This is a genomic window from Streptomyces sp. A 4/2, assembly GCF_940670765.1.
Taxonomy (GTDB): Bacteria; Actinomycetota; Actinomycetes; order Streptomycetales; family Streptomycetaceae; genus Streptomyces.
In genome coordinates, this window is record NZ_CALNVW010000019.1 from 165730 (window position 1) to 185844 (window position 20115).

Sequence of the window (20115 nt, forward strand, 5' to 3'; positions counted from 1 at the left end):
CAGCGGCGGGGCCACAGGCTGGGACGATGCCTACCGTCTCCTCCACGAACTCCCCGGAACCCACCGGGGGCTACCGCAACAACCCGCTGTCGCTCACCGCCCCGGACTCCACCGTCGGCGGTGGGTACAGCCACGACAACAGCGTCGACTGGTCGGGGGTCCTCGTCGTCGACCTCGGGGAACTGAAGAACGCCCGCGCCGTTTTCGACGACGCCCGAGCCGTCGCACACGACTGCGCCGCCGCCCTGGACCGTACGGTCACGGCCCCCGCGCTGGGGGACCGGCCGTGGGGGACCGACCCGCTGGGGAAGACCTTCGAGGCGAACTACGCGGGGGACGACGGCAGCGGTCCGGCAGTCGTCGTCCAGGGGGCGATCGACACGCTGGAGGCCATCTTCCGGAAGCTGGTGGACGACATCGGCGCCGTGCACGGGGTGCTGGAGGGCGCGGAGGGCCATGCCTCCGCGTTGGCGGACACCGCGTTCGGCGGGGAACAGGGCGAGGCGGAGTAGATGGCGGCCACCACCGTTCCCCCGGGCGTGCAGACCCTGCTGGAGATCCTGGTCGGCAACGACTGGCCGGAGGGCAACCCGGACGACCTGCGGTACCTGGCCACCGGCTGGCGCGACGCGGAGACAGCGGTCAACGACATCGTGGCGCTGGTGGTCTCGGCGTCGGCGGCGGTCGACCGGGGCGTGACCGGGCAGACCGGGGCCGCATTCCACGCGTACGCCGACGACCTCACCCGGGGCGCGGAACCGTACCTCCCGGCCATCGCCGATGCCTGTGAGGCGCTCGCCGGGGCGCTGGAGGCGATGGCGCTGGAGATCGAGACCCTGCGCATCGAGATCATCGGGATGCTGGTGGCCCTGGCGGTGGAGATCGCCATCGCCGTGGCCATGTCGTTCTTCACCTTCGGGGCCAGCGAGGCGGCCATCCCGGCGGAGATGGCACTCACCCGTGCCGTCATCGTCCGCTTCATCCGCAAGGCGATCATCAGGCTCGTCGCGCACGTGGTGGACTCCGAACTCCAGCAGGTGGGCTGGGACCTGGTCGCCCAGCTCGACGAGATGCGCCGCGGCCACCGGCCGGCCGGCATCGACTGGGGCGAGGTCGGCAAGGCGGCGACCGCGGGCGCGGTCGGCGCGCTCGTGGGCTTCGGCACGGGCGGCCTCGGCAAGGGGATCGGCAAGGGGCTGACCAAGGGGGGCGGGAAGCTGCTCGGGGACGCGTTCCCCACGAAGCTCTTCGACGGGTCGACGCCCAAGGGATTCCGGAACAACCTCACCAAGTTCGGCGCCGGCGCACCGTTCGCCGCGCTCTGGGGAGCGGCGTCCGGTACGGCGGAGGCGGCTGCCCAGGACGCGGCGATGGGCAACGCCCCGGGCTCCGACGTGACGTACGGGGCGATGAACGGGGCGTTCGGCGGGATCAAGGGGAAGGGACTGAGCACCCTGAACCCGCACGACTTCGGGTCCCTCTCACCGGGGAAGTACCTCGACGACTACGGGCAGAAGGCGGGCGACAAGCTCTTCGGGGGCGATCCCGCGGGCGGCTCCGGGGGCCGTTCCGCGGGCGGCACGGTCACGACGTACGAGAACGGTGCCCGGATCACCACCACCGCCGACGGTTCGACGATCACCTGGCCGGACGGGGTACGGGGAGAGAGTGCGGCCCCCGGGGAGACGGGAACCGTCCACTGGGGCGACGGCAGCACCACCACCCATCTCGGGGAGGGGATCAGGGTCGACAGCGCGCCCGGCGGTACGGAGACCGTGCACTGGGGCGACGGCACCAGCACGAGCACCCTGGCGGACGGTACGAAGGTGGAGAGCACGGCCGACGGGACCGCGACGGTCCACTGGGGTGACGGTACGACGACGGTCACCCGGCCCGACGGCATCTGGATCGAGACCGCACCCGACGGGACCGAGACGGTCCACTGGGGAGACGGCACGACGACCGTCAACCGGCCGGAGGCCGTGCCCACCGCCGACGACATCACGCGGATCCTCAACCCCTGAGGGGCACCGCGGTCACGAGCCCCTGAGAAGTACTGCGGTCACGACCCTCACGAGCCCCTCAGGGGGTCACTTCTGCTCGGGCATCCCGCGCAGGGACCGCTTCAGCTCCTCCAGCGCGGCCAGGTCCTCCGGCCCCGCGCTCGCCGCCACCACGGGCGCGAACGCCTCCCGCACCTTCGCCGAGGCCTGCTGCCTGACCTCGGCGATCGTCCCCACCAGGAGCGCGCCCAGCTCGGCGGGGGCCATGTCGCGGAAGTCGTCGGTGTCGAACGTGATCTGCCGGATGCCGCCCCGGACATCCCCCACGACCGTCACCGACCGGTCCTTGGAACGGGCGGTGACGGACTGCCCTTCGAGTGACTCCTGCGCGCCGCGGACGAGTGACATGCGCTCGGTGAACTCGCCCATCAGCGCCGCGAGTCGGTTGTCGTACGCGGAACTCATTCTTCGGTCACTCCTGCTGTTCGCCCACGTCTCGGGTGCATTCGGCACCACGCTAAGCGCGCGCGGAGGGCACCGGCCGGGGCGCCGGAGATCTTTGACGCGTGCTTGATCCGCAGGGCATTTCAGGGCGTTCCATGAGCGTTCGCCGAGTCCCGGCCCGAGCGCGCGCGGTCAGTCGCCCGTCCGTTCTCCCGAGGTCAGCCGCCGCCCTGCTCTCCCGAGGTCAGCGCGTTCAACTGGTCCAGGAACCACTGCTGCGGCGGCAGCGCGGTCGCCGCGGCGGCCAGCCGGCCGGTGCGTTCGGCGCGTTCGGCGTCCGGCATGGTGAGCGCCCGGTGCAGGGCGTCGGCGGTGGCGCTCACGTCGTACGGGTTCACGGTGATCGCGTCGTCGCCCAGCTCCTCGTACGCCCCCGCCTCCCGGGAGAGCACCAGGGCGCACCCGTGGTCCGAGACGACCGGGACCTCCTTCGCGACCAGGTTCATCCCGTCGCGGATCGGGTTGACGAGCGCGACGTCCGCCAGCCGGTACGCGGCCAGCGAGCGCGCGAAGTCGTCCTTCAGGTAGAGCGCGACCGGGGTCCAGTCGGGCGTCCCGTAACGGGAGTTGATGTCGTCGGCGACGCGTCGCACCTCGGTCATGTAGTCGCGGTAGACCGCGAGGTCCTGCCGGGACGGGTACGCGAACGCCATGTGCACCACCCGGCCGCGCCACTCGGGCCGGGTGTCGAGCAGTTCCCGGAAGGCGAGCAGCCCGCGCACGATGTTCTTCGACAGCTCGGTGCGGTCCACCCGGACGATCGTCTTCCGGTCCCCCGCACTCTCACCACCACCACCACCACCACCACCGCCGCCGATCCGCTCGCGCAGCGCCGTCATCCGTTCGTCCACGTCCGGCCGGTGGGACCGCTCCCGCAGGAAGTCGGCGTCGGCGCCGAGGCCGTGCACCGAGACCGCGGTGTCCCCGGTGCCGCCCACGACCGCCGTGCAGCAGGCGACGAAGGCGTCGGCCCAGCGCCGGGTCAGGAATCCCGCCCGGTCGGCGCCCAGGATGCCGTGCAGCAGCTCCGCACCGATGTCGTCGGGCAGCAGCCGGAAGTACTCGACCGGCGCCCACGGGGTGTGCGAGAAGTGCGAGATCCGCAGGTCGGGCCGGAGCTCGCGCAGCATGCCGGGCACCAGGGCCAGGTGGTAGTCCTGCACCAGCACGGCGGCCCCGTCGGCGGCCTCGGCGGCCAGCGCGTCGGCGAAGGCGCGGTTGTACGTGCGGTACGCGTCCCACTGGCGCCGGAACGCCACGTCGAACACGGGCTCCAGCGGCGTCTGGTAGAGCATGTGGTGGACGAACCACAGCACGGAGTTGGCGATGCCGTTGTACGCGGCGGCGTGCACCTCGGCGTCGATGTCGAGCATCCGCACACCGTCCTCGCCGACCCCGCGCCGGACTGCCGCGCGGTCGCCGTCACCGAGCGCGGCACACACCCAGAGGGAGTCGGTGTCGCCCTCGATCGCGGAGAGCCCGGAGACGAGCCCGCCGCCACCGCGTGCGGCCTCCAGCTCGCCGTCGTCACGGAGGGTGTACGAGACGGGCCCCCGGTTGGAGGCGACGAGGACGCGGGCGGCATGTACACGGGCGGCATGCGGAGAGGCCATGACGCGAACCTAGCCCGCGCCGGAAGCGGGCAAACCTCGGGCGGGCGAAGCGTGCGTGCCACACCCCGTGAGCCCGGCGTGATCCAGACGAGAGGCCCTACGCCGCCCGCCGGGCCGCGTACTCCTCGATGTCGCGCATCGGCGGCCGTTCCTCCGTGTCCACCGTGTAGGTACGGGGCGTGAAGCCGCCCGGACCCCGCTCGAACTGGGTGAGCCGGGGCCGCACCAGGTGCCCGCGCGACAGCCGCAGTTGCGCGGTCCGGTAGATCGCGGCGGCCATCCGCCCCAGCGCCAGCCCGTCCTGGTGGCGGTGGACGCGCGAGCCGACGTCGACCTGGGCCAGGGCGTCCAGCCCCACCGTGTGCAGCGCGTCGACGAGCAGGCCCAGCTCGACCCCGTAACCGACGGGGAAGGGGAGCTGTTCGAGGAGCGAGCGGCGTACCGCGTACTCACCGCCGAGCGGCTGGACGAAACCGGCCAGCAGGGGCCAGTGCAGGTTGAGCAGCGGCCGGGCCACCAGCTCGGTCACCCGCCCGCCCTGGCCCGGCTCCTCGCCGAGCGGCCGGTCGTACATGGCCTTCACGAACTGCACATCGGGGTCGGTCAGCAGCGGCCCGACGATCCCCGAGACGAAGTCCGCCGAGAAGTCCCTGAGGTCGGCGTCGACGAAGCAGACGATGTCGCCGCCGGTCACCAGCAGTGAGCGCCACAGCACCTCGCCCTTGCCGGGGACGGCCGGAATGCGCGGCAGGATCTCGTCCCGGTGCACCACCCGTGCGCCCGCCGCGGCGGCCTCCTCGGCCGTGCGGTCGGTGGAACCGGAGTCGATGACGACCAGCTCGTCGACCAGCGGCACGGCCTCCATCAGCTCGCGCCGGATGGTCCTGACGATCGCGCCGACCGTCGCCTCCTCGTTGAGCGCGGGGAGCACGACACTCACTCCGACGCCCCGTTTGGCGGCGGTCAGCCGGTCCAGCGGGCGATCGGCCGCCGACCAGGAACGCCTGGTCAGCCAGCGGTCCACCTCATCCAGCACGGCGCGTCTCCTTGACTGTGAGCCATCTCGCGGTTCGGACGACTATCTCAACCGTCCTTGCCTTCGGTTACAGTCTTGAACAACGCGAATGACCGTCGCATGCCGGGGGTCAGCTCGCTGACAAACACCCGGGCCTCGTGGCCCGGCGTCATAAGCGCTCATCCAGAGGGACTGAGGGAACGGCCCGTTGAAGTCCCGGCAACCCTCCTGCCGACCGCGAGGTCATGGTGGGGAAGGTGCCAATTCCGTCTTGCGGCGAAGTACGTCGCGAGGAAGATGAGGAGAGGACCTCGCCAGCATGACTGTGCCGACTGTCGCAAGCACCACCTCCGAGAACGCCGGGACCGCTTCGGACACCGTGGATCTCGGACCCGCCGCCGCTCTTTCCTGCCGCGAGTGCGGAGAGCGTTTCCCGCTGGGCCCCCTGTTCGCCTGCGCGTCCTGTTTCGGGCCGCTCGAAGTGGCGTACGACCTGCCGAGCGGCTCCCCCGACGAGCTGAAGAAGCGCATCGAGGCCGGGCCGAACAACATCTGGCGCTACGCCCCGCTGCTGCCCGTCCCCGCCGACGTGGCCTCGCACCCCAGCCTCAACCCGGGCTTCACCAAGCTCGTCAAGGCCGACAACCTGGCCCGCGAGCTGGGCATCACCGGCGGCCTGCACATCAAGGACGACTCGGGCAATCCGACGCACTCCTTCAAGGACCGCGTCGTCGCCATCGCCGTCGAGGCCGCGCGCGCCTTCGGCTTCACCACGCTCTCCTGCTCGTCGACCGGCAACCTGGCCGGTGCGGTGGGCGCCGCCGCCGCCCGCGCCGGCTTCCGCTCCTGCGTGTTCATCCCGCACGACCTGGAGCAGGGCAAGGTCGTCATGGCCGCGGTGTACGGCGGTGAGCTGGTCGGCATCGAGGGCAACTACGACGACGTCAACCGCTTCTGCTCCGAGCTGATCGGTGACCCGATCGGCGAGGGCTGGGGCTTCGTCAACGTCAACCTCCGCCCGTACTACGGCGAGGGCTCCAAGACCCTGGCGTACGAGATCTGCGAGCAGCTCGGCTGGCAGCTGCCGGACCAGATCGTCATCCCGATCGCCTCGGGATCGCAGCTCACGAAGATCGACAAGGGGCTCCAGGAGCTGATCAAGCTCGGTCTGGTCGAGGACAAGCCGTACCGGATCTTCGGGGCGCAGGCGGAGGGCTGCTCGCCGGTCTCCACCGCGTTCAAGGCCGGACAGGACGTCGTACGGCCGCAGAAGCCGAACACCATCGCCAAGTCCCTGGCCATCGGGAACCCGGCGGACGGGCCGTACGTCCTGGACATCGCCCGGCGTACCGGCGGCGCGGTCGAGGACGTCGACGACGAGCAGATCGTCGACGCGATCAAGCTGCTGGCCCGGACCGAGGGCATCTTCGCGGAGACCGCGGGCGGGGTGACGGTCGGGGTGACGAAGAAGCTGCTCGAAGCCGGGCTGCTCGACCCGGCGCTCAGCACCGTCGTGCTCAACACCGGCGACGGCCTCAAGACGCTGGACGCGGTCGCGCCGACGTCCGGCCCCACCGCGACGATCCGTCCGACCCTGGACGCGTTCCGCGAGGCCGGACTGGCGAAGAGCTGAGGTCTGCGGCCCCCCGGCCGCCCCTCCCGCCGGTCCCGTCCGTCCCGCACCCCGCCACCCGACTCCTGGAAGGCAACCCGCATGAGCGTCAAGGTCCGCATCCCCACCATCCTCCGTACGTACACCGGCGGCCAGGCCGAGGTCGCCGCCGACGGCGGCACCCTCTCCGAGGTCATCGCCGACCTGGAGAAGAACCACACGGGCATCGCGGCCCGCGTCCTGGACGACCAGGGCAAGCTGCGCCGCTTCGTGAACGTGTACGTGAACGACGACGACGTCCGCTTCGAGCAGGGCCTGGAGACGGCCACGCCGGACGGCGCGGGCATCTCGATCATCCCGGCCGTCGCCGGCGGCTGAGCAAGCCCCCACCGTCTTCCTGTTGCCCCCTCCGCGAACGAAGCGGAGGGGGCAATTCCGTAGGGTTGAACGGGGTAGAGTTGGGGCAGCCCCCTTGATCGTCCGTGCCGCGCGCATATGAGAACGCGACAAGCTGTGGGCAAAGTGTTGGATCCCTTTGCGTCGTAAGTGCCCTTTGCCTGGCCTGACTTGCCCGAGGATCCCCGGAAATCCGCCCAATGGGGCGTTCGGCCATGCACAGAATTCTCGTCCGATTGACCTGTTGCAGAGGGCAGTTGGGCAGATACATTCAGCCGCGGTCGACGCGCTCCGGCGCAAGGTCTGACCCGGGTCCCGCGGAGTGCGGGCCTCTGCAAGGGCCAGTTATAGGGGAGTTAGGCATGGCTCAGGGCACCGTCAAGTGGTTCAACGCGGAGAAGGGGTACGGCTTCATCGCGGTCGACGGTGGTGCGGATGTTTTCGTCCACTACAGCGCGATTCAGATGGACGGCTACCGCACCCTTGAAGAGGGTCAGCGAGTTGAGTTCGAGATCTCGCAGGGCCAGAAGGGTCCGCAGGCGGACATGGTCAAACTCGCCGTCTGATCCAAGGCGCGATCGGCCACCGACGCACTCACGCCGAGAGGCCCGTACCCCACAGCGGGGTACGGGCCTCTCGTGCGTCCGCGCGCGTCCACAGATCCTTGAAGGCGCTTGCACTCAAGGGGGTCGAGTGCTAATCATTGCGTTAGCACTCTCCCAGTGAGAGTGACAGAAAGACCGGGTTGGCGAGGCCCGCAGGCCAGGTGGGGCAAGGAACCACCAGGCACGCAGGCCGTCCGTCGCGGGCGCCGCCAGGTCTGACGCATCCACCCCTGTCCGGGAGGACCACTTCACATGGCCAAGATCATCGCGTTCGACGAGGAGGCACGGCGCGGTCTCGAGCGCGGGATGAACCAGCTCGCCGACGCCGTCAAGGTCACCCTCGGCCCCAAGGGCCGTAACGTCGTCCTCGAGAAGAAGTGGGGCGCCCCCACGATCACCAACGATGGTGTTTCCATCGCCAAGGAGATCGAGCTCGAGGACCCGTACGAGAAGATCGGCGCCGAGCTGGTCAAGGAAGTCGCCAAGAAGACGGACGACGTCGCCGGTGACGGTACGACCACCGCGACCGTCCTCGCCCAGGCGCTGGTCCGTGAGGGCCTCCGTAACGTCGCCGCCGGTGCCAACCCGATGGCCCTCAAGCGTGGCATCGAGAAGGCCGTCGAGGCCGTCTCCGCCGCTCTGCTGGAGCAGGCCAAGGACGTGGAGACCAAGGAGCAGATCGCTTCGACCGCCTCCATCTCCGCCGCTGACACCCAGATCGGCGAGCTCATCGCCGAGGCGATGGACAAGGTCGGCAAGGAAGGCGTCATCACCGTCGAGGAGTCGCAGACCTTCGGTCTTGAGCTTGAGCTCACCGAGGGCATGCGCTTCGACAAGGGCTACATCTCGGCGTACTTCGCCACCGACATGGAGCGGATGGAGGCGTCGCTCGACGACCCCTACATCCTGATCGTCAACTCCAAGATCGGCAACGTGAAGGACCTGCTCCCCCTTCTCGAGAAGGTCATGCAGTCCGGCAAGCCGCTGCTGATCATCGCGGAGGACGTCGAGGGCGAGGCCCTGTCCACGCTGGTCGTGAACAAGATCCGTGGCACCTTCAAGTCCGTTGCCGTCAAGGCCCCGGGCTTCGGCGACCGCCGCAAGGCCATGCTCGGTGACATCGCCATCCTCACGGGCGGCACGGTCATCTCCGAGGAGGTCGGCCTCAAGCTGGAGAACGCCGGGCTGGACCTGCTCGGCCGCGCCCGCAAGGTCGTCATCACCAAGGACGAGACCACGATCGTCGACGGCTCCGGTGAGAGCGACCAGGTCCAGGGTCGCGTCAACCAGATCCGCGCCGAGATCGAGAACTCCGACTCGGACTACGACCGCGAGAAGCTCCAGGAGCGCCTCGCGAAGCTGGCCGGCGGCGTGGCCGTCATCAAGGCCGGTGCCGCGACCGAGGTCGAGCTCAAGGAGCGCAAGCACCGCATCGAGGACGCCGTTCGCAACGCGAAGGCGGCCGTCGAGGAGGGCATCGTCGCCGGTGGTGGCGTGGCCCTGCTCCAGGCTTCCGCGGTGTTCGAGAAGCTTGAGCTCGAAGGTGACGAGGCGACCGGCGCCAACGCCGTGAAGCTCGCGCTGGAGGCCCCGCTGAAGCAGATCGCCGTCAACGGTGGTCTCGAAGGCGGAGTCATCGTCGAGAAGGTGCGCAACCTCCCGATCGGTCACGGCCTGAACGCCGCGACCGGCGAGTACGTCGACATGATCGCCGAGGGCATCATCGACCCGGCGAAGGTCACGCGCTCCGCGCTGCAGAACGCCGCGTCGATCGCCGCGCTGTTCCTCACCACCGAGGCCGTCATCGCCGACAAGCCGGAGAAGGCCGCCCCCGGCGGCGCTCCGGGCGGCATGCCGGGCGGTGACATGGACTTCTGAGCCCCGGCTCAGTAGCTCCATCGCTGTACGAACCGAGGGCGGTACCCCTGTTTTCACAGGGGTACCGCCCTCGGGCGTTTCCGCCGGACCTCACCCAGGCGTGTGTGCATCTCACCGAGGAGTGCACACGGCCTAGGCGTTCATGAACTCGCCCGGTTCGAGGGCCCGGCCGGTGATGCGGACATCGCCGATGGTGCCGTGGAAGACCTGGTCGAGCGCACCGTCCCACTGGTAACCGCCGAGCAGGAACGGCATGTTGAGGGTGGTCAGGCCGACGGCGGCGCCGGCGGGGTTGCGGCCCTCTTCGCAGCCGTTGACGTAGAGCTTGCTGGTCCGCCCGTCGTTGGCGACGGCGACGTGCCACCACTGCTCCTTCTGCAGCAGGTGGCTCCAGGCGGTCGTCGGCCCGTTCCGGTTGAGCGGGTAGGCGTTCCACTGCAGCTCGATGCCGGTGGACAGGCTGAGGGCGAGGACGGGCTCCTCCGCGGTGGCGGAGGGGCCGTTCTTGCCCGCCCGGCCCGCGCTGCCCACGCGGCTGAGCATCGACGACCAGCCGTTGCGGTCCCCGTCCCAGTCGGCGGGCACCTTGAAGAACACCTCGAAGGTGTAACCGTGCGCGAACGTCTCACGGTTGACCGGTGCCTTGTCGACCGTCTGCAGGTACACCCCGCTGGCCGGCTTGCCCCCGCCCGCGAAGACCAGACCGGCGTGGCCGGGCTGGTCCGGGTGGTGGTCACCGGTCCAGGTGAGCGCGTGTGCCGGGGTGCCGGGCACGGTGCACAGGACGAGGTCGTTGCCCTTGCCCGTCTGGTCCTTGACGACCGTGCCGGGGGCGACATCGCGTCCGGCGGCGCCGCCCTCGTCGAACCGCCAGTAGGCGAGCGTGCCGGGCAGCAGCATCCGCCGGGCCGGCCGGGCCTTGCGGGGCGGTACGGGCGCGAACCCGGCGAAGCGCTGGTCGAAGTCGATCTCCATCGAGAAGTAGTCGACCTTCGAGGTCAGTTCGATCTCCTTCGCGGCGAGGGCGTTCAGCTCGTTCTTCGCCGCCAGCTCGCGGACCCACGGGGAGAAGGTGGCGACGTCGATCGTGCCGCGGTTGAGGTCGAAGCGGTACGAGCGGATCATGCCGGAGCCGCCGTAGTACCGGTCCTGGTAGTTGGTGATGTGCAGGTGCACGTCGTTGCCCGCGCTGTTCTTCAGGACCGTGCTGCCGGGCGGCCAGTAGTGCCCGTTGAGGGTCAGGAAGATCTGGTCGTTGTCCTTGATCAGCCGGTCCCACAACTGGTGCCCGTAGTCGGACAGTTCGGCCTCGCCGCCGTCGTCGGCGCCGACGATCTCGTGGGTGGTCACGATCACCGGCAGCGTCGGATCGGCCGCGATGACCGTGTTGGCCCACGCGAAGCCCTTGTCCGACAGGCGCCAGTCCAGCGACAGGAGCATCCACTTGCGGCTGCCCGCCCTGAAGATGTGGGCGGTGTTGTACCCGTCGGGGCTGGAGGAGTGGTAGCCGGGTGTCTTCCTGGCCCGCTTCGGGCTGAAGGTGTCCAGGTACGGGGTGGCGCCCCGCTGGTCGTCGTCGTGGACGTCGTGGTTGCCGGCCAGCACGCTGTAGGAGGCGCCCGCCCGGTCCAGCATGTCGAACACCTTCGTCACCGCGGCGTACTCCTCGGGGAGACCGTTCTGGGTCACGTCGCCGAGGTGGGCCAGGAACACGATGTTCTCGTCGTGGCCGTTCGCGCGGCCCTTCGGGTCGAGGACGTACCGGAACGACGCCTCCATCGGCGCCGGGTGGATGCGGTCCTGATCGAACATGTACTGCGTGTCGGGCATCACGACGACGGTGAACCGCGGATCGTCCGGGTCCGGGCTCCACTTGCCGCGCGGTGAGTGAGCCGTCGTGGTCACGTCGTACGGGTCCTCGTGCTTGCCGCTCGGGCCGGACGCGTACGCGGGCGCCGAACCCAGTAGCCCCGCAGTGGTCGCACCGGCGCCGAGCACACCGGCCCGGTGCAGGAAGGTGCGACGGCTGGACGCGGCGACGCCGTTCCCGTCGAGGTCCGCGGTGCGCGGGCACGCGCACCCGGACCGGTGCTCGCCGGGCCCGTTGTGCCCAGTCCCCGCATCCCGGTCCGCCTCCAGGGCCGCCACAGGTATCGGTCCGGCGCCACCGGCGTTGCCGCCTGCGGGAGAACTGTGCATTTCCGCTCCTATGCTGAATATTCGAACGGCTCACCCTAGGGATCACTCCACGACCGCAGAATTGCGCGCCGGGTACCGGATGCCGAACGCTCTCCCAACACCACCTCTGGCCCCGGGCACGGCCCGGCGGACCCGCCACCGGGCTGCACCTCCTGGACATCGGAGCCGAAGAGCCCGCCCGGCCGTTCCTGGCCACAGCTGAACGCCCGGTGTGACCGACGGATGCGCATGGGCCCCGTCCCCGCCCGAGTCGCTCCGGGATCCGCCCGCGCCCTGACCGGTCAGGAATGGAGAAGCGGAACCCGCGCCCCGCCCGTAGCTTGAAATGCAGGGGAAACGACCGCCCAAGACTTCAGGAGTGACGACCATGACCAGCTCTTCCACTCAGGGGATCAAGACCGTCCTGCACCCCGTGTCCGACCTGGCGAAGGCCAAAGCGGTGTACGCCGCCCTGCTCGGCGTGGAGCCGGTGGCCGACGCGGAGTACTACGTCGGCTTCGAGGCCGGGGGCCAGCACATCGGGCTGGTGCCGGGCGGTGCGGCGCAGGGCATGACCGGGCCGGTGGCCTACTGGCACGTGCCGGACATCGAGGCGAAGCTCGCCGAGGTGACCGCCGCGGGGGGCACCGTGAAGGAGGCCGCGCACGATGTCGGCGGGGGCCGCCTGGTGGCCACCTTCACCGACCCCGACGGCAATGTTCTCGGAGTGCTCGAGGACCGGTAGGGTCCGATCCCGCTGCGGTGCCCGGCGTCGTCGTGCGACACCGGGCACCGGCTCACGACCGGAGCCACCGACGCAGACGTAGATGCAGACGCCGACGCAGACGCCGACGCCGACGCAGACGTAGATGCAGACGCAGACCGCGAAGCCGCCCGCGTACACAGATGGAGACACCACGAGCATGGCCACCAGGAAGAACGCGCGGGCGTCTGCGCCGCACGATGCCGACAGCCACGACATGATCCGCGTGCACGGCGCGCGCGTGAACAACCTGAAGGACGTCAGCGTCGAGCTCCCGAAGCGCCGGCTGACGGTGTTCACCGGTGTCTCCGGCTCCGGCAAGAGCTCGCTGGTGTTCGGCACCATCGCCGCCGAGTCGCAGCGGCTGATCAACGAGACGTACAGCACCTTCGTCCAGGGCTTCATGCCGACGCTGGCCCGCCCCGAGGTCGACGTGCTCGACGGGCTGACGACGGCGATCATCGTCGATCAGGAGCGGATGGGCAGCGACCCCCGTTCCACGGTCGGCACCGCCACCGATGCCAACGCCATGCTGCGCATCCTCTTCAGCCGCCTCGGGAAGCCGCACATCGGCTCGCCCCAGGCGTTCTCCTTCAACGTCGCCTCGATCTCCGGGGCGGGCGCGGTCACCATGGAGCGCGGCGGCCGTACGACGAAGGAGCGGCGGAGCTTCAGCGTCCTCGGCGGCATGTGCCCGCGCTGCGAGGGCCGGGGCACGGTCAACGACATCGACCTCACCCAGCTGTACGACGAGACCAAGTCGCTCAACGAGGGCGCGCTCACCATCCCCGGCTACAGCATGGACGGCTGGTACGGCCGGATCTTCGGCGGCTGCGGCTTCTTCTCCCCGGACAAGCCGATCAAGAAGTTCACCAAGCGGGAACTCGCCGACCTGCTCTACAAGGAGCCGACCAAGATCAAGGTCGACGGCGTCAACCTGACCTACGAAGGCCTGATCCCGAAGATCCAGAAGTCGATGCTGTCCAAGGACATCGACGCGCTCCAGCCGCACATCCGCGCCTTCGTGGAGCGGGCGATCACCTTCGACACCTGCCCCGAGTGCGACGGCACCCGGCTCAGCGCGGAGGCCAGGTCGTCGAAGCTCAACAAGATCAACATCGCGGACGCCTGCGCGATGCAGATCAGCGACCTGGCCGCATGGGCCCGGGGCCTCGACGAGCCCTCGGTGGCGCCCCTGGTCACCGCGTTGCGGGACACCCTCGACTCGTTCGTGGAGATCGGGCTGGGCTACCTCTCGCTCGACCGCCCGGCGGGCACGCTCTCCGGCGGCGAGGCGCAGCGCACCAAGATGATCCGCCACCTCGGTTCGTCGCTGACCGACGTGACGTACGTCTTCGACGAGCCGACGATCGGACTTCATCCGCACGACATCGAGCGGATGAACGAACTGCTGCTGCAACTGCGGGACAAGGGCAACACGGTGCTCGTCGTGGAGCACAAGCCGGAGGCCATCGCCATCGCCGACCACGTCGTCGACCTCGGCCCGAAGGCCGGGACCGAGGGCGGCCAGGTGATGTACGAGGGGACCGTCGAGGGCCTGCGGGCGAGCGACACCGTGACCGGCCGCCACCTCGACGACCGGGCCGCCCTCAAGGACGAGGTACGCACCTCGTCGGAGGCGCTGGAGGTCCGGGGCGCCGACACCCACAACCTCCGGGACGTCGACGTCGACATCCCGCTCGGTGTCCTCACCGTCGTCACCGGGGTGGCGGGCTCGGGAAAGAGTTCGCTGATCAGCGGCTCGGTGTCCGGGCGGGACGGCGTGGTGACGGTCGACCAGGGCGCGATCCGGGGCTCGCGGCGGAGCAACCCGGCGACGTACACGGGTCTCCTCGACCCGATCCGCAAGGCGTTCGCCAAGGAGAACGGCGTGAAGCCGGCGCTGTTCAGCGCCAACTCCGAGGGCGCCTGCCCCCATTGCAACGGCGCCGGGGTCATCTACACGGACCTGGGGATGATGGCCGGTGTCTCCACCACCTGCGAGGTGTGCGAGGGGAAGCGGTTCCAGGCCTCGGTACTGGAGTACCGGCTCGGCGGCAAGGACATCAGCGAGGTGCTCACGATGTCGGTCGCCGAGGCGGAGGAGTTCTTCGGCGACGGCGAGGCGAAGCTCCCGGCCGCCCACCGGATCCTCGAACGTCTCGCCGACGTCGGGCTCGGCTACCTCAGGCTCGGCCAGCCGCTCACCACGCTGTCCGGCGGCGAGCGGCAGCGCATCAAGCTGGCCACGCACCTGGGGGAGAAGGGCGGTGTCTACGTCCTCGACGAGCCGACCACCGGCCTCCACCTCGCGGACGTCGAGCGGCTGCTCGGCCTGCTCGACCGGCTCGTCGACTCCGGCAAGTCGGTGATCGTCGTCGAGCACCACCAGGCGGTCATGGCCCACGCCGACTGGATCATCGACCTCGGCCCCGGCGCGGGTCACGACGGCGGGACGATCGTCTTCGAGGGCACCCCCGCCGACCTGGTCGCCGCCCGCTCGACGCTGACGGGCGAGCACCTGGCGGCGTACGTGGGGGGCTGACCGGGAGGTGCCCCGGGGCGCGAACGGTTCGCGCTGGTACGGGCGCCCGGCTGAATAGGGGTGCCCGGATGGTAGGGGTGCCCGTACCGCAGCAGCGGCGCCCGGCACCTTTGGTGCCTACCCGGCGCGGACGACCAGAGCGAATGACGTCCGTAGCCGCCGGAACGACTTGTGCGCGCTGCGGCCCGTGTGGCTCAGGCACTCGACATCGACCGCCGCCGGGTCGGCCGAGGGCTTTGCCTTCCACTCACACCACAAGCACTCGGCCTCAAAGGTCACGTCGGTGTCCGGATGCTCCGTGATGGTGTGCTGGACGTATCGGTACGCGGCCCGTACAGCCCCGCTCACGCGTGCTGCCCAGCACGGTGGCGGCCGATCTCCACGTGGGCGTCGGAGACCTTCGACCAGTCGCCGACCCTGGCCGAATCGGCCCGCGCCCGCGCCAGTGCGGAGCACACGTCGCACCCGGCAACGGGTTCCGGCGAAGCCGAAGGCTCCGTCAGGTGCACCGGGGGTTCCATCGTCGTCCGTCGCTTGCTCATGAACGGGAGGCTAGACGGGCGCAGCGGGAGGAAGCGGGCGATATTCTCGATTATTCTCACGCCAGTGCTCGCTATGCGTCGACATTCCCGTTCCAGCTCGGAGATCCTTTGAGCGGGAAGGCTTCCACGAGGAGGACGCTCGAATGGCACGCAGGTTGCAGTTCAACGGCACGGGCAGCGGCGGCACCGGATGCCCGTCGGTCCATGAAGACCTCGACAGCCGGGAAGTGATTGTTCACGGACCGCCGCTCACCGATCCCCAGGACGTAGCACGGCTCCAGCATCTCTCCGAGGGCGAAGTCGCGGTCGTGGTACCGCGTGAACTGCTGGTCGACTACGCCCCGAAGGACGCCACCCGCGCCGCGCGGATCATCGATCTGGACGAGTTCGAAGGCCTGTTCCGGACGTTCAAGTACACAGCCTGGCGGTTGGAGACCCGACGACGCTACGCGAGCGACGAAACCACCGACACCTACCGCCAGTTCATGGAGACCGGCAGCGCACGGTGGGACCTCGAAGACCCGTACTGCACCATGATCCGTGCGCAGACGGGCGCAGGTAAGCGGGTCGAGCGCGTACGTATCGCCGACGACCCGCCGACGCCCGGCCAGCTGTACCTGCTCGACAACGCGAAGCGCAACAGCGCCATCGGTGAAAGCATCAGGAGTCTGCGGCGCGCGGACGCCGAACGGCTTCACCTGCCCCAGGAAGACTTCTGGATCTTCGACTCGCGGATCGTGGCCAAGCTGAACTTCGACTCCGACGACCAGCTCTTGAACGTCGAACTCATCTCGGAGCCCGCAGAGGTGGTGCGCTGCTCCCTCGTACGTGACGAGGCGTGGCACCACGCGGTGCCGTATGAAGCGTTCGAGGCGTAACCAGCCTTACCGAAGGCGTGTGTTGAACCGTTGAGCACGGACTACCAGCAAGCACGGTCAGCCCTGGGTTCCAGGCTCCGGGAACTCCGGGTGTCGTGTCCAGGTGGCCGCCTCACCGGTACTCAGCTGGCCGCGCGTCTCGGCTGGACACAGTCGAAGGTGAGCAAGCTGGAGAACGGGCGGCAGACAGCGACGGCCGAGGACTTGAGACTCTGGACGGTCGCTACACGCCAGCCCGAGACCTTCGACGAACTCCACGCACGGCTACGGGGGTTCGAGTCCCACATTCGTTCGTGGCGGAGGCAGCTCGCCTCCGGGCACCGACCGGTGCAGGACACGTGGAACGAGCTGGTGGCCGAGACGTCCGTCATCCACGAATGGGAACCGACCATGGTGTCGGGGCTGCTCCAGACCGCCGACTACGCCCGCCACGTCTTCCTCAGCTACTCGGAGCTTCAGAACTCGGTGCGCGATACAGAGGCCGCCGTGCGCTCACGCATGAAGCGGCAGGAGTGGCTCTACCAACCGGGCAAGAAGCTCCAGGTCCTGCTGTGGGAGGCCGCCTTGCGCACCTTGATCTGTCCGCCGTCCGTACTGGCCGCGCAGTTGGACCGCCTCGTGGGCGTCATCGGCATGGACACGGTGACGCTCGGCATCGTCCCTCTGGGGTCCACGGTGAAAGTCCCTCCTGCCAATGGGTTCTACATCCTCGACGGCCGCCTCGCGATCACCGAGGACTGGCACGCCGAACTGTGGCTGGACGATGCGGACAGCGTCTCGACCTATCAGCGGGTGTGGCAGGCGCTGAGGCGGTCAGCTGTCTCCGGGGCCGACGCCCAACGGGTACTCGCCGAGGCACGGCGTGCCCTGTACTGATTTCGGGCAACCCGCCGGGCTACGTGGATCCCTCACCTGGAGACGCAGTCGCGACGCGACGTGACCCGTACCGCAGCAGCGGCGCCCGGTCCGGCAGACCGGGCGCCGCTGCCGCTCACCGTCAGGCCGGTGAGTTGGCCGGTGAGTTGGCCGTCCGGCCGAGGTGCCGGGCGAAGAACCGGACCGCGCTGTCGGCCTCGAACCGGGGGAAGTCGAAGTGCTTGCCCGCGTTGGCGTGCAGCGTCTTCTCCTTCGAGGCGAAGGCGTCGAACAGCGCGAGGCCGGCCTCGCGCGGGATGATCTCGTCGTCCCACTGGATGTCGTACTCGACCGGGACGGTGATCTGCTGCGCCGCCTCGGCCACGGCATCGGGCCACATCAGGCCGAAGACCGCAGCCGTGATCCTGGGCTCGGCCGCCACCAGCGGCACCCCGATCGCGGTGCCCAGGGTGAGGCCGAAGTAGCCCACCGGCCCGTCGGTACCGATCTCCGGAAGTTCCTGGAGGGCGTCCAGGGTCGCCTGCCACTCGGGCACGGCGAGCTCCGCCAGGCGGGCGTTGTAACGGACGACGACCGGGCCTTGCGTGCCCGTCGCCTGTGCCTTGCGCAGCTCGGCGATGTCCTGCTCGTCGTGCGCGGTGCGCGGCCGGTCGCCGTGACCGGGCGCGTCGATGACGACGACGTGGAAGCCGCAGGCGGTCAGGCGCTGTGCCCGGCCCGACATCGAGGGGTGCTTCTTGTGGCCGCCGCCGTTGTGGCCCATCAGGACCAGGGGCGCGCGGTCGGTGCCGGAAGAGGCCGGCGACCAGAGAACACCGGGGACGTCGCCCACGGTGAAGTCGCGCTCGATCATGCCGTTCGACGACGACTCGGCGGTGAACTGCAGAGAGGGCAGAGAGTGCAGAGAATTCATGGGTATTGCCTTTCGGGAGTGCCTTGTTGTCGAGGCGCTCCCGGCGATACCTACGTCAATCGCCCGACCGTGACGGCAAGGGGGAGCACCCACATCGATACTGCGTTCATGGGTCTCACCTCCTCGGGCGTGTCGCGGTCGAGTGCAAAGTACAAGCCCGAGCGTCGTTCCGTCCAATCCTTTTCCCCGGCACGCAGGGGCGCGTATGCCCGGCGTCAGGGACGTACGGACGGCCGTATCGGACGTGTCAACGCCTCTGGAGTGGCCGGGGGGCGGGTGGTCTTCTGTGGGGAGCCGGCGGAACGATCACGGCCGCCGCGCTCTCCCCTCCCCCTCGGAAAGAGGTTTCTCATGTCCACCATGTCCAACCGGGCCAAGCTCCTCGCGTGTACGGCCGCCGCTGCCGGACTCCTCGCGCTCTCCCCGGCCGTCGCGTCCGCCGCGACCGTCGACCCGTCGGCGGCTTCGCACCGGTCCGCCGCCGCTGTCTCGAACGTCCCATCGGCGAAGGCCGAACTGGGCGGTGGCATCCACCCGTTGTTCTGCAGCGAGAACAACCCCTGCATCATGTAGCGGGCGGGAGCGTCGGCGGACGCGCTGAGTGGAGTCAGGGCGCGATCCGCGCCACCGCGTGACGGGCGCGGTGCGCGGGTTGCGCCTTGCCCGTTGCTGCCTTCAGCGGGCGTAGTCCTTGAGCCTCCCGGTCCTCTCGGGTCGCCGGAATGCCGCCGCGCGGGCCTCTGCCGCGCGGGAGCGGACCTGGTCCGGGGTGAGCGGGGCCGGGCGGCGTGCCGGTACGCCCCGGCACTGGGCGCATTCGCCGCCGGGCAGGGTTTCCGGGCGGCCGGGTGCGCCGCACTTGCCGCATTCCAGGATGCGCAGCGGCGGGCGCGGGGCGCGTTCCGGCGGGAGTTTGCCGGTGAGCCGGGTGCGGACGAGGCCGGCGGCGCGGTGTACGGGGGTGGGCAGCCCCTCCGTGAGGGCGTGCAGCAGCTCGGCCTCGCTCGCGCCACGGTCGAACCACAGGGCGGCCAGCGGCTCCAGCGCGGCACAGTCCGCCGCCGACAGGCTCAGCGCGGGCGCGGTACGGCCGAGCGCGGCCAGCAGGATGTACGCGCGGGACCGCGCAGGCCGCTTCGGCGGCGGGGCGTCGTCCGGTACGTCGCCGGAGGCGAACCCCGCCCACCAGGCGTCGTCGCGCGGCGTACGGGAGAACCAGGTGCGCGTCACCCAGCGGGCGCTGCCCGTACCGGTGACGTGTTCGCTGCCCCGGCGCAGATTCCCGGCCGTCTGGAGGCGGTTGAGCGCGGTCCGCAGTGCGCACTGTCCGTACGGCAGCACCTTGGCCAGCGTCTTCACGGAGATGTCCGCGCCGTCCGGGAGCCGGTCGATGTACGCGGCCACGGCTGCTTCGCGCGGCGGGAGGTGGTCGAAGTCCTGTGCGGTACGGGCGTGTTGGTCCGATGCGGTGCGTTTGCCGTAACCCGGATTTGCCATCGGGTGAGGGGCTCCGGACGTGCTGCGGGAGGCAGCATTAAGGTGGCTGTCAGCCATGGGATCGAACCTGTCTCTTCAGCGATCTCGTGGTCAGACCCCCGCAGGTGTTTGCTGACACCGGGCGGGGGTCGTTCGTTATCCGGAACGCTAGACCGCCGCGACGCTCCGTTGCAAGCCGAACGCGGAAAGTCAACAGCCGGGGAGGGTGGGCGGGTTGAGGACCTCCTCCCGTTCCTTGTAAAGAGGGCTCGGAGCGCGGGGCTTGAGCCCCGGGAGCCTTACCCGGAGCCGGATGCC

The 20115-nt window shown here is 69.7% G+C and carries 18 protein-coding genes and 1 riboswitch; of the genes, 11 read left to right on the forward strand and 7 right to left on the reverse strand.

Annotated features, from left to right (window positions below; translation table 11 throughout):
• Nucleotides 1-26 precede the first annotated feature (26 nt).
• The gene (locus tag NBY69_RS13385; RefSeq protein ID WP_250301054.1) at nt 27-512 is read left to right on the forward strand and encodes a hypothetical protein; all 486 of its coding nucleotides are present in this window, start codon (nt 27-29) and stop codon (nt 510-512) included.
• Nucleotides 513-2024 carry a hypothetical protein gene (locus NBY69_RS13390; RefSeq protein WP_250301055.1) on the forward strand — a complete coding sequence of 504 codons (1512 nt, stop codon included), beginning with the start codon at nt 513-515 and terminating at the stop codon, nt 2022-2024.
• Nucleotides 2025-2090: 66 nt separating this feature from the next.
• Here the strand turns inward: NBY69_RS13390 and NBY69_RS13395 are convergent, their stop codons facing one another.
• The 3 genes from NBY69_RS13395 to NBY69_RS13405 form a co-directional block, all read right to left on the reverse strand.
• The gene (locus tag NBY69_RS13395; protein WP_250301056.1) at nt 2091-2468 is read right to left on the reverse strand and encodes a YbaB/EbfC family nucleoid-associated protein; all 378 of its coding nucleotides are present in this window, start codon (nt 2466-2468) and stop codon (nt 2091-2093) included.
• 197 nt (nt 2469-2665) lie between these two features.
• Nucleotides 2666-4120: a trehalose-6-phosphate synthase gene (locus NBY69_RS13400; protein ID WP_250301057.1), complete on the reverse strand. Its 1455-nt coding sequence runs from the start codon at nt 4118-4120 to the stop codon at nt 2666-2668.
• Between the two features lie 97 nt (nt 4121-4217).
• A complete protein-coding gene (locus NBY69_RS13405; protein ID WP_250301058.1) occupies nt 4218-5156 on the reverse strand; it encodes a glucosyl-3-phosphoglycerate synthase in 939 nt (312 codons plus the stop codon).
• Nucleotides 5157-5311: 155 nt separating this feature from the next.
• Nucleotides 5312-5439, forward strand: a riboswitch (SAM riboswitch).
• 15 nt (nt 5440-5454) lie between these two features.
• Between NBY69_RS13405 and thrC the strand changes: the two genes are divergently transcribed.
• The 4 genes from thrC to groL all read left to right on the forward strand — a co-directional run bounded on the left by thrC (nt 5455) and on the right by groL (nt 9626).
• The gene (gene thrC / locus NBY69_RS13410; RefSeq protein WP_250301059.1) at nt 5455-6768 is read left to right on the forward strand and encodes a threonine synthase; all 1314 of its coding nucleotides are present in this window, start codon (nt 5455-5457) and stop codon (nt 6766-6768) included.
• Nucleotides 6769-6849: 81 nt separating this feature from the next.
• Nucleotides 6850-7125, forward strand: a complete 276-nt coding sequence (locus tag NBY69_RS13415; RefSeq protein ID WP_164262622.1) for a MoaD/ThiS family protein — start codon at nt 6850-6852, stop codon at nt 7123-7125.
• A gap of 380 nt (nt 7126-7505) precedes the next feature.
• The gene (locus tag NBY69_RS13420; protein ID WP_005315736.1) at nt 7506-7709 is read left to right on the forward strand and encodes a cold-shock protein; all 204 of its coding nucleotides are present in this window, start codon (nt 7506-7508) and stop codon (nt 7707-7709) included.
• 291 nt (nt 7710-8000) lie between these two features.
• On the forward strand, nt 8001-9626 hold the full coding sequence (gene groL, locus NBY69_RS13425) for a chaperonin GroEL (RefSeq protein WP_250301060.1): 1626 nt from the start codon (nt 8001-8003) through the stop codon (nt 9624-9626).
• A gap of 132 nt (nt 9627-9758) precedes the next feature.
• Here groL and NBY69_RS13430 read toward each other — a convergent pair whose 3' ends face one another.
• Nucleotides 9759-11825, reverse strand: coding sequence for a LamG-like jellyroll fold domain-containing protein (locus tag NBY69_RS13430; protein WP_250301061.1), 2067 nt, complete (start codon nt 11823-11825; stop codon nt 9759-9761).
• A gap of 367 nt (nt 11826-12192) precedes the next feature.
• Here NBY69_RS13430 and NBY69_RS13435 point away from each other — a divergent pair, with 367 nt between their 5' ends.
• Together NBY69_RS13435 and NBY69_RS13440 are read left to right on the forward strand one after the other, a co-directional pair.
• A complete protein-coding gene (locus NBY69_RS13435) occupies nt 12193-12549 on the forward strand; it encodes a VOC family protein (protein WP_250301062.1) in 357 nt (118 codons plus the stop codon).
• A 178-nt stretch (nt 12550-12727) separates the two neighbouring features.
• Nucleotides 12728-15112, forward strand: a complete 2385-nt coding sequence (locus NBY69_RS13440; protein WP_250301063.1) for an excinuclease ABC subunit UvrA — start codon at nt 12728-12730, stop codon at nt 15110-15112.
• Nucleotides 15113-15456: 344 nt separating this feature from the next.
• Here the strand turns inward: NBY69_RS13440 and NBY69_RS13445 are convergent, their stop codons facing one another.
• Nucleotides 15457-15654, reverse strand: a complete 198-nt coding sequence (locus tag NBY69_RS13445) for a hypothetical protein (protein WP_250301064.1) — start codon at nt 15652-15654, stop codon at nt 15457-15459.
• Between the two features lie 143 nt (nt 15655-15797).
• Between NBY69_RS13445 and NBY69_RS13450 the strand changes: the two genes are divergently transcribed.
• Together NBY69_RS13450 and NBY69_RS13455 are read left to right on the forward strand one after the other, a co-directional pair.
• Nucleotides 15798-16532 (forward strand): DUF6879 family protein, encoded by a 735-nt coding sequence (locus NBY69_RS13450; RefSeq protein ID WP_250301065.1) that lies wholly within the window; start codon nt 15798-15800, stop codon nt 16530-16532.
• Nucleotides 16533-16562: 30 nt separating this feature from the next.
• Nucleotides 16563-17408: a helix-turn-helix transcriptional regulator gene (locus NBY69_RS13455; protein ID WP_250301066.1), complete on the forward strand. Its 846-nt coding sequence runs from the start codon at nt 16563-16565 to the stop codon at nt 17406-17408.
• A gap of 121 nt (nt 17409-17529) precedes the next feature.
• Here NBY69_RS13455 and NBY69_RS13460 read toward each other — a convergent pair whose 3' ends face one another.
• Nucleotides 17530-18303 carry an alpha/beta hydrolase gene (locus NBY69_RS13460; RefSeq protein WP_250301350.1) on the reverse strand — a complete coding sequence of 258 codons (774 nt, stop codon included), beginning with the start codon at nt 18301-18303 and terminating at the stop codon, nt 17530-17532.
• A 369-nt stretch (nt 18304-18672) separates the two neighbouring features.
• Between NBY69_RS13460 and NBY69_RS13465 the strand changes: the two genes are divergently transcribed.
• Complete coding sequence (locus NBY69_RS13465) at nt 18673-18894, forward strand: hypothetical protein (RefSeq protein ID WP_250301067.1); 222 nt, start codon at nt 18673-18675, stop codon at nt 18892-18894.
• 102 nt (nt 18895-18996) lie between these two features.
• Here NBY69_RS13465 and NBY69_RS13470 read toward each other — a convergent pair whose 3' ends face one another.
• Complete coding sequence (locus NBY69_RS13470; protein ID WP_250301068.1) at nt 18997-19818, reverse strand: hypothetical protein; 822 nt, start codon at nt 19816-19818, stop codon at nt 18997-18999.
• Nucleotides 19819-20115 lie beyond the last annotated feature (297 nt).